The organism is Streptomyces sp. NPDC006265, assembly GCF_040613555.1.
In the GTDB taxonomy this organism is placed as follows: domain Bacteria; phylum Actinomycetota; class Actinomycetes; order Streptomycetales; family Streptomycetaceae; genus Streptomyces.
Window position 1 is genome coordinate 1 of sequence record NZ_JBEXSH010000299.1, and the last position, 9,499, is coordinate 9,499.

A 9,499-nucleotide genomic window follows, 5' to 3' on the forward strand; every position below is an offset into this window, starting at 1 on the left:
CTGGCGTTGACTTTTGGCACGCTGTTGAGTTCTCAAGGAACGGTCGCTTCCTTTGTACTCACCCTCTCGGGCTTTCCTCCGGGCTTCCCTTCGGTCTTGCGTTTCCGACTCTATCAGATCCTTTTCGATCCGATTTCCTCGGTGCTTTCCAGGTTCCCGCTTCCGCGTTCCCCTTTCCGGCGGTTCCGACTCTATCAGATCCTTTCGGGCCTGATCCCCGGTCAGCGGGGTTTGCCTTCGCGGCTGTTGGGCCGTTCCGACGAGTGAGACTTTAGCGGATTCCCCGGCTCCCGAGCGAATCGGGGGCCTCGTCCTTTCGAACGTGGATTCCTCATTCCGTAAATACACATGCCAATGAAACGACGACAGACGACTGCGCGTCGAATAGTGGTTGGTACCTGCGGATTGGCTGCCCGGGGACCGACCGGAGTCGGCGCTCACGTCGGGCAACTCGGAGCACACTACGGACCGGGTCTGGGCGTGTCAACTCAAGGGCGGGCGGCCCCCGGGGGCGTAGCCTGGGCTCATGACGACGCGTACGTGCACCCAGCTGTGGTGGGCCGCCTGACGGCGGCCGTCCTCACGTATGCACTCGACGGCCGCCGCTTCGGCGGCCGTTTTCGTTTCTCCCTCCCGGATCCACGGAGGGGCGGCCGCCCGGGGCGGCGGTCCCGACCAGGAGGTGGAGAGATGACACGGGTCTTCAGCGGGGTCAAGCCGACGGGGCATCTGACGCTGGGGAACTATCTGGGGGCCATGCGGCGGTGGGCCGCTGTCGACCAGCACGAGGCCGACGCCCTGTTCTGCGTGGTCGATCTGCACGCCCTGACCGTGGACCACGATCCCGCGCGGGTGCTCAGGCTGAGCCGGCAGTCGGCGACGCTGCTGCTGGCGGCCGGCCTGGATCCGGAGCTCTGCACGGTGTTCGTGCAGAGCCACGTGGACGAGCACGCCCGGCTCTCCTACGTACTGGAGTGCGTGGCCACCGACGGTGAGATGCGGCGGATGATCCAGTACAAGGAGAAAGCCGCGCGGGAGCGGCAACGGGGCGGGAGTGTGCGGCTGTCGCTGCTGACCTATCCCGTGCTGATGGCGGCGGACATCCTGGCGTACGGGGCCGGTGAGGTGCCGGTCGGGGACGATCAGCGCCAGCATGTGGAGCTCGCCCGGGATCTCGCCGTGCGGTTCAACCAGCGGTACGGGCACACGTTCGTGGTGCCGCGGGCCACCCGGCCGGGGGTGGCGGCGCGGGTGATGAACCTGCAGGATCCGGCGTCGAAGATGGGCAAGAGCGATGACGTCGGGCCGGGGATCGTCTATCTGCTGGACGAGCCGGACGTGGTGCGCAAGAAGGTCATGCGGGCGGTGACCGACAGCGGACGCGAGGTCGTGTACGACCGGGAGACCCGGCCGGGGCTCGCGAACCTGCTGGAGATCCTCGCGGCGTGCACGGGTGGCGAGCCCGAGGCGCTCAGTGGCACGTACAGCTGGGAGGCGAAGCCGGTGACCGGGGCGTACATCGGGCCGTCCGTGTAGGTCCGTTCGTAGCGGAGGTGCTCGCGGGTGTCCCGGGAGCCGGTGACGGGCCGCCCGCCGACCAGGATGTCCCCGCGGGGCTGCTCGTAGCGGGTGATGTCGGGGCGCCGGTTGCCCGGGTTCCGGTCGTACGACGGCGCCTGGACGACCTGGACGCGGGCGGCGTTCAGCAGCAGGGCCACCAGCAGCAGGGCGCAGAAGTACCCGGCGTGCCGGATGTGCCGGGTCACGGGGCGTCCTGCCCGTCGTAACTCCGCCGGGCCGAGTCGCTCACCCGTACCAGCAGCGCCACGATCGCCCAGTTGGTGACCACCGACGAGCCGCCCTGCGCGAGGAACGGCATCGCCATGCCGGTCAGCGGGATCAGCCCGGTCACCCCGCCCGCGATCACGAACACCTGGAGCGCCACCAGCGAGGCCAGGCCGACCGCGAGCAGCCGGCCGAAGGGCTCGCGCTGCGCGAGGCCCGCGCGGAAGCCGCGCTCCACCAGCAGGCCGTAGAGGAGGAAGACGGCGCCGATGCCGGCCAGGCCGAGTTCCTCGCCCGCGGTGGCCAGGATGAAGTCCGACTTCACGGCGAAGCCGATGAGGAAGGAGTGGCCGAGCCCGAGACCCGTGCCGAGCATGCCGCCCTCCGCGAAGGCGAACAGCGACTGGGCGAGTTGGTTCGCGCCCTCGCCCGCCTCGATGGAGGCGAAGGGGTGCAGCCAGGTCTCGATCCTGCTGTGCACGTGCGGCTCCAGCCGGCCGACGGCGACCGCGCCCAGCGCGGCCAGCAGCAGACCGACCGCGATCCAGCCGGTGCGGCCGGTGGCGACATAGAGGAGGACCACGAACAGGCCGAAGAACAGCAGCGACGTGCCGAGGTCGCGCTCCAGGACCAGCACGCCGACGCTCACCAGCCACACGGCGACGATCGGGCCGAGGACGCGGCCGGTGGGGAGCTGGAGCTTCCAGATGCGGCGGCCGGTGTAGGCGAGGGCGTTGCGGTTCGCGGCCAGGTACGCGGCGAAGAACACCGCCAGCAGCACCTTCGCGAACTCGCCCGGCTGGATGGAGAACCCGGCGATCCGGATCCAGATGCGGGCCCCGTTCACCGCCGGGAACAGGATCGGCAGCGTGAGCAGGACCAGGGCCGCGACCACGCAGACGTACGTGTAGCGCTGGAGCACCCGGTGGTCGCGCAGCAGCAGGACGACCAGGATGAACAGCGACACGCCCAGCGTCGACCACACCAGCTGGGCCGGTGCCGCCCGGTCACCCGGGGTCTCCAGGTCGAGCCGGTAGATCAGCACCAGTCCCAGCCCGTTCAGCAGCACGCCGATGGGCAGGAGCAGGGGGTCGGCGTACGGGGCCCGCAGGCGTACAGCCAGATGGGCCAGCAGCGCCAGAACGCCGAGGCCGGCGCCGTATCCGGCGGCGCCGGGCGGGAGCGCTCCGTACCGGGCGAGGCCCACGGCGCAGTAGCCGTACACCGACAGCAGGACGGCCAGCACGATGAGGGCGAGTTCGATGCCCCGGCGCCGGGGGAGGCGGCGGACGGCGGGCGCGGGCGGGTTCGCCGTCGCCACGGTGATTCCGGCCTTGCTCATGTCCGGAACCTACCCAAACAGTCTGTCTTGCGTGCCTTTGTTTGACGAAGTGTCAGCACCAGCGTGGCGCGGGGCCGATGTTGTCGATGTACCGGGCCGCGCCCCAGGCCCAGGTGCCGTCCGTCAGCAGGTACCAGAGCGGATTGCCCTGCACGGTCTCGCCGCCCGTCTTGCAGAAGATCTTGACGACGTCGCCCCGGTGGGCGAACCGGATGATCTGCGAACCGCGGTTCGGGGCGCTGCGCAGCGCCAGCGTGTCGGCCGTGACGACGCCCTTGTAGAGGCTCGGGTCGTTGTGTCCGTTGCCGCCGTTGCCGCCGTTGCCGCCGTTGCCGCCGTTGCCGCCGTTCCAGCCGTTCGGGTCGTTTTGGCCGTTGCCGTTCCCGTCGTTCCCGCCGCTCGGGTCCTGGTGGCTGGTGCCGTTCCCACCGCTCGGGTCCCAGTCGTCGTGCGCGGCGGCGGGCGTCACGGTGGCCGCAGCGGCGAGAAGCCCGGCGACGGTGGCTATGGAGAGACGGGTGCGCAGGGACATGGGGATTACCTCCATGTGGGGCGAAGGTGCTGAAGCTGACTAATCGCCACATTAGGAGCGCACAGAGGATGCCGCCCTCCAGGCTGGGCCATAGGAGGACACGCCCCCCGGCGCTCACTCCGCCACGAGTTCCAGCGTGGCCACCGCCCCGCCGGCCGGGGCGTTCGCGAACTCCAGCCGTGCCCCCAGCACCTCGGCCTGCCCCCGCGCGATGGTCAGCCCCAGCCCGTGTCCCCGCGTACCGCCCTCGGTGCGGAACCGCTGCGGCCCGTGCGCGACGAGGTACTCCGGGAACCCGTCCCCGTGGTCGCGAACGGTCACCACCGGCCCGTCCACGGTCAGCACCACCGGCCCCCGTCCGTGCTTGTGCGCGTTCGCCACGAGATTGCCCAGCACCCGCTCCAGCCGCCTCCGGTCCGTCTCCACGGACACATCCCGCACGACCCTGACCTCCGTGTCGCTCCCCGCCGCCCGCACCGCCCGCTCGGCCAGCGGCCCCAGTTGCTCGGTGTCCAGCTCCACCCGCTCCCGTCCGGTGTCCAGCCGGGAGATCTCCAGCAGGTCCTCGGTGAGGGTGCGCAGCGCCGCCACCCGGTCCCGGACCAGTTCCGTCGGACGGCCCGGCGGAAGCAGTTCGGCCGCCGCGTGCAGTCCGGTAAGCGGCGTGCGCAGCTCATGCGCGACATCCGCCGTGAACCGCTGCTCGGCGAGCAGCTTGCCCTGGAGCGAGGCCGCCATGGAGTCCAGAGCGGCGGCGACCGCGGCCACCTCGTCCGGCGGGCCGGCGGTGGCGCCCGGCCCGGTGCGGGGGTCGTTCACGCGCGCGTCCAGGTCGCCCGCGCTGATCCGCCGGGCCACCAGCGCCGTGGTGTGCAGCCGCCGTGTCACCCGCGTCACCGCGAACGCCCCGACCAGCAGTGTCGCCCCGATCGCCAGGCCCGACGACCACACGATCGCCCGGTCGAGGCCCTCGATCGTGCGAGCCTGCTGGGAGTGGTCGACCGCCACCGCCAGCGCCCGCTCGCCGTCGACCGGACCCGCCGCCCACATCGTGGGGTGTCCCGCGCGGTCGGCCACCATCGTGCCGCGGTCCCCGGCGACCGCCAGGTCCCGCAGCTCCCGCGGCAGCTCCGGAGGGTCCACTCCGGCGCCCCGCCGCAGGGCGTCCCCGGCCTCGTACCGCTCCGTCGCCTGCGTCAGCCGCTGCAACGCCTGGTCGCGGGCCTGACCGACGGTCTGGTTCGTCACCTGCACATGCACCAGCACGCCGAGCAGCGCCGCCAGCGCGCAGCACATCACCGTGATGAAGAGGGCGGCCTTCACGGCGAGCGTCCCGGACCACTGGGGGAGTGCCGGTCTCATCCGCCACTCGCCGAGGGGGAGACGGGCGGGGAGGCGGGGGAACCGGTCGCGGAACCGGTCGCGGAACCGGTCGGGGAACCGGTGGAGGAGGAGGCCGACGGGTGCCGGGAGTGCTTGCGCGGGCCGGTGCGCAGCATCTCGTCATGGGTGAGGAGCATGGCCCGCTGGTCCCGGTCCCAGGTCCACTGCAGGCGGTACTCGTAGCCCGCGACCTCCGACGGCGAGCGGATCACCACGGAACGCCCGGCCAGCTCGACCCCGCTCAGCGCGTCCTCCCACCCCATCACCTGCACCAGCCGGTGCTTCTCGACGGTGTAGACGCGGACCGCGGTCGTCTTGCCGGGCAGCAGCGGGAAGCCCAGCGTCAGGTCGTCGTGCCCGTCGCCGGTCAGATCCCGGTAGTACGGCCTGAGCACCGGGCACTTCCCGTGCCCCGGGCCCTTCGCGCAGTCGGCCATCTCGCGCTTGGTGTCACGGTAGGGGGCCTTGGCGCCGTCGTAGTCGCCCGGGTTGCCGTGGATCTCGGCCCGGACGATCGAGACCGGGTCCACCCGGCGGATGTCGTCGCCGGGGACCTTCACCCCCTTGACCACCTCGGTGTTCACCTCGCCGATCTCGAAGGCCGGGCTGGACGCCGGCGTCAGCTCCGGCCAGAGCCGGGCCGGACCCTCCGCCGTCGGGGTCGACCCCGCGCCCTCCAGCCCGCCGGCGTCCCCGCAGCCCACGGCGGCGGCCAGCAGGAGGGCGACGACGGCGAGGCGACGGGCGGCCTGTCCGGGGCGGCTGAGGGGCACTGCACTCCTGGCGTTTCATGGTGATCACACGGCGGGCACACGGCGGACGCGACCGTCGGCGGCGTGCACCTGTCGGCCGCGTACACCTTATTCGTGGGGAAGTCCCATTTGCGCGAGAGGGCGGCCGTGTACGTGCTGCCGCCGCTGTGCAGCCCTCTGCGGGCCGTGCTACTCGGTCAGCTCCTCCAGCAGCCGCGCCGTGACCAGCCCGGCCCGCAGGTACTCGACGAACAGGTCGTTGTGCAGCGCCCAGGGCGAGCGGCGGGCCCGGATCAGCCGGATCGCCTCCTCCGCGGAGTGGCCCTGGCGCATCAGCGCGTGCGCGACGACAAGACCGGAGCGGTTGTACCCGTGGTAACAGCGCACGAGGACCCTGCGGCCCTCGCTCATCGCCTCGCACGCGGCCTCGGCCAGCCGGATCACCCCGGCGAGCTGTGTCCCGTCCAGCGGCCCGTCGGGGATCGGCCACACATGGTGCCGGACACCGGGATCGGGCCCGTGCCCCGGTAGCCGCAGCAGCGTCTGAACGAGATCGAACTCGTTCCGTACGACGGCGAACTCCAGGTGGCCCAAGGCCCCCGTGTACTCGTGACCGCCCATCCAGAGCCCGGGGACGACCTCGCTCCACGGACTCTCCGGAGCGGGCACGTCGGGTTTACTGCGGGTACGCAACGGCGCCTCCCCACCACTACCGCCCGAGGGTCCGCGGGCAGGCCCAACTCCTCTCAAAGGTAACCGGGTTCTTGCCCCCGCAGCACCCCGCCTGTTCCCATGGACAGGGGTGATGGTGCATGAACCCACTGCGCGTCATACCGACCTGGCGGCACGGCCGGGAGCGGCTCTACGTCTGCCTCCCGGACGGCAGGAACATCGCCTGGTACGACCGGGAGACGGCCCGGGTGAACCTACTCGGCCCCGACCGCGAGGACGACGTCCTGCGGGCCCTGGGGCCCTTCATCACCGGCCCCGTGACGGTGGGGCCGCCCCCGGAGCCGACCCCCGCCGAACTGTCCCGCCTCGCCCTCCACCCCGACGACGACCTGGCCCCCAACCGCCCCGGTGAGGCCCTCATCGTCGCCCTCGACCGCGACCCCGGCCCCACGCACCGGCTGCGCCCCGACCCGCGCCGCAGGGCCCTGGCGGCCGAGCAGACGGTCGGCGACGCCCTGGACCGCCTCGACGGTGCGGGCTGGCACGCCCTGCACTCCGTGCCGCTCCCCGGCGGCGACCGCATCCACCACCTGCTGATCGGCCCCGGCGGCCTCTACGCCGTCCACACCCTCCACGCCCGCAAGCAGCGCGTCCGCATCACCGACCCCCTGATCGCCCTCGGCCGCCGCGACCCGTACCCCCTCCTGCGCCGCGTCCGCTCCGACGCCGACCGCGCCTCCTACGCCCTGACCGCGGAGGTCCGCCCGGTCCTCGCCCTGGTGGACCCGGCGGCGGTGTCGATCCCCACCGCCCCCCGGGAGGTCAACGTCCTGAGGGCCACGGAGGTGGAGAGCCTCTCCCAGCGGGGCGGGGTCCTGAAACCGGCAGACGTGGAGGCCCTGCACGCGATGGCCCGCGATCGGAACACGTGGGCGCGGGTGTGAGGGAGGCGACCGGGCGCTGGCGGGGCGGGGTAGGCATCTGACTGCCGGGGCTGGCGGGGCGGGGCACGGCGCCTGACTGCCGGGGCCGCCCGGGGCAGGACGCGGCACCCGACCGCCGGGGCCGCCCGGGCAGGACGGGGCACCGGCCACCGCGACGCCCGTCGGACATCCGCCGGCCGCCGGCCCGCCGTCCGGCTACGGCAGCGGTCCGGCCGCCTCCGTGTCCAGCAGCGGAGCGAGCAGGTCGCCGTAGTCCTGGATCCTCGGGACGATGTCGACGGCGTGGAAGTCCAGCCGGCCGGGTGCGCGGCACTCCTCGATCTCGTCCCAGGTCACCGGGGCCGAGACGGTCGGTTCCGGGCGGGCCCGCAGGGTGTAGGGGGTCGCCGTCGTCTTGCGGGCGGCGTTCTGGCTCCAGTCGACGAAGACCTTCCCTGGGCGCAGGCTCCTGGTCATCCGGTGGAGCGCGAGCCGGGGCATGGCCTTCTCCGCCTCGACGGCGAGCGCCTTGGCGTACTCGGACACCCGCTCGGAGGACGCCCCGCGCACGGCGGCGAGCAGATGCAGTCCCTTCGAGCCGGAGGTCTTGGCGTAGGTCTCCAGGCCGTCGCGCGCGAGCCGTTCCCGCAGCCACAGCGCGACCTCGCAGCACTGCACGATGCTCGCCGGCGCCCCCGGATCCAGGTCGAACACGATCCGGTCGGCCTCGTCCGGAGTGTCGACGAGCCACTGGTGGGTGTGGAACTCGGTCACGAGGTTCGCCGACCACATCAGGCTCGGCAGGTCCTGCACCAGGACCATCCGCGAAGGCCCCTCGACCCGTGGCACCTCGGCGGTGGTGACCCACTCGGGCGTACCCGGAGGCACGTTCTTCGTGAAGAACACCTGCCCGTCCGGCCCGTCCGGATACCGCAGGAAGGACACCGCCCGATCACGCAGATGGGGCAACAGGACCTCGGCGACGGTCGCGTAGTAGTGCAGCACCTCGCCCTTGGAGAAGCCGGTGGCGGGATACAGCACCTTCTCCAGATTGCTGAGAGCGAGCCGTCGCCCCTCCACCACAGTGATAGGCGCCATACGATAAGAATCCCACGCAAACCATGACGAACGCTCCCGAGCGTGACCGGAAGGGTGCTGCACGTGAGATCCATATGGAACGGCGCCATCTCGTTCGGCCTGGTCAGCATTCCGATCAAGCTGGTCAACGCCACCGAGAGCCACTCGATCTCCTTCCGCCAGATCCACACCGAGGACGGCGGCCGCGTCCGCTACCGCAAATTCTGCGAACTGGAGGACCGGGAGGTCACCCAGGGGGAGATCGGCAAGGGTTACGAGGACGCGGACGGCACGATCATCCCGATCACCGAGGAGGACCTGTCCAGCCTGCCGCTCCCGACGGCCAAGACGATCGAGATCGTCGCCTTCGTCCCGGCCGACCGGATCGACCCGCTCCAGATGGACGCCGCGTACTACCTCCAGGCGAGCGGCGCCCCGGCGGCGAAGCCGTACACCCTGCTGCGCGAGGCGCTGAAGCGCAGCAACAAGGTGGCGATCGCCAAGTTCGCCCTGCGTGGCAGGGAGCGGCTGGGCATGCTCAGGGTCGTCGGCGAAGCCATCACGATGCACGGCCTGCTGTGGCCGGACGAGGTGCGCGCTCCCGAGGGCCTGGCCCCCGACACCGACGTCACCGTCCGCGACCAGGAACTGGACCTGGCGGACGCGCTGATGGACACCCTCGGCGAGGTCGACCTGGAGGACCTGCATGACGAGTACCGCGAGGCGGTGGAGGAGGTCATCGCCGCGAAGGCTGCCGGCGAGGCCCCGCCCCAATCCCCGGAACCGGCCACGGGCGGCAAGGTCCTGGACCTGATGGCGGCGCTGGAGAGCAGTGTCCGCGCGGCCCGCGAGTCCCGGGGCGAGGAGGCCGAGCGCGCCGAGGTCAAGTCGCTCCCGCAGCGCAAGACGGCCCGGGCGGCCCCCAAGCAGACCGGTGGCAAGAAGTCGACCACCACCGCGAAGAAGACGGCGGCCAAGAAGACCACGGCGGCGAAGAAGTCGACGGCCAAGTCGGGCCAGGGCCAGGGGACTG

At 71.8% G+C, this 9,499-nt stretch carries 9 protein-coding genes and 2 pseudogenes; 4 read left to right on the forward strand and 7 right to left on the reverse strand.

What is annotated here, in order from left to right; genetic code table 11:
- Both ABZ281_RS23405 and trpS read left to right on the forward strand, forming a co-directional pair.
- Positions 1-267 (forward strand): hypothetical protein (locus ABZ281_RS23405; RefSeq protein ID WP_356658325.1); only part of this gene is annotated, 267 nt, incomplete at its 5' end.
- Between the two features lie 423 nt (positions 268-690).
- Positions 691-1,485, forward strand: a pseudogene (gene trpS, locus ABZ281_RS23410) (tryptophan--tRNA ligase); the annotation flags it as partial.
- 2 nt (positions 1,486-1,487) lie between these two features.
- On the opposite strand, the pseudogene ABZ281_RS23415 reads toward trpS, so the two are convergent.
- The 6 genes and pseudogenes from ABZ281_RS23415 to ABZ281_RS23440 all read right to left on the reverse strand — a co-directional run.
- Positions 1,488-1,766 (reverse strand): annotated as a pseudogene (locus tag ABZ281_RS23415) (penicillin-binding protein 2); the annotation flags it as partial.
- Positions 1,763-3,127, reverse strand: coding sequence for an FtsW/RodA/SpoVE family cell cycle protein (locus tag ABZ281_RS23420; protein ID WP_356658327.1), 1,365 nt, complete (start codon positions 3,125-3,127; stop codon positions 1,763-1,765). The pseudogene ABZ281_RS23415 and the gene ABZ281_RS23420, both read right to left, overlap by 4 nt.
- A gap of 52 nt (positions 3,128-3,179) precedes the next feature.
- On the reverse strand, positions 3,180-3,659 hold the full coding sequence (locus tag ABZ281_RS23425) for an SH3 domain-containing protein (RefSeq protein WP_356658329.1): 480 nt from the start codon (positions 3,657-3,659) through the stop codon (positions 3,180-3,182).
- Positions 3,660-3,773: 114 nt separating this feature from the next.
- On the reverse strand, positions 3,774-5,021 hold the full coding sequence (locus ABZ281_RS23430; protein WP_356658331.1) for a HAMP domain-containing sensor histidine kinase: 1,248 nt from the start codon (positions 5,019-5,021) through the stop codon (positions 3,774-3,776).
- Positions 5,018-5,815, reverse strand: coding sequence for a hypothetical protein (locus ABZ281_RS23435; protein WP_356658333.1), 798 nt, complete (start codon positions 5,813-5,815; stop codon positions 5,018-5,020). Before ABZ281_RS23435 ends, ABZ281_RS23430 begins: the two co-directional genes overlap by 4 nt.
- A 168-nt stretch (positions 5,816-5,983) precedes the next feature.
- Complete coding sequence (locus ABZ281_RS23440; RefSeq protein WP_306929857.1) at positions 5,984-6,487, reverse strand: dual specificity protein phosphatase family protein; 504 nt, start codon at positions 6,485-6,487, stop codon at positions 5,984-5,986.
- A 119-nt stretch (positions 6,488-6,606) separates the two neighbouring features.
- On the opposite strand from ABZ281_RS23440, the gene ABZ281_RS23445 reads away from it, so the two are divergent.
- Complete coding sequence (locus ABZ281_RS23445) at positions 6,607-7,410, forward strand: nuclease-related domain-containing protein (protein WP_356658335.1); 804 nt, start codon at positions 6,607-6,609, stop codon at positions 7,408-7,410.
- A gap of 195 nt (positions 7,411-7,605) precedes the next feature.
- Here ABZ281_RS23445 and ligD read toward each other — a convergent pair whose 3' ends face one another.
- The gene (ligD, locus tag ABZ281_RS23450) at positions 7,606-8,487 is read right to left on the reverse strand and encodes a non-homologous end-joining DNA ligase (protein ID WP_356658337.1); all 882 of its coding nucleotides are present in this window, start codon (positions 8,485-8,487) and stop codon (positions 7,606-7,608) included.
- 54 nt (positions 8,488-8,541) lie between these two features.
- Here ligD and ABZ281_RS23455 point away from each other — a divergent pair.
- Positions 8,542-9,499: Ku protein (locus ABZ281_RS23455; protein ID WP_356658339.1), on the forward strand; the 958-nt coding region annotated here is incomplete at its 3' end.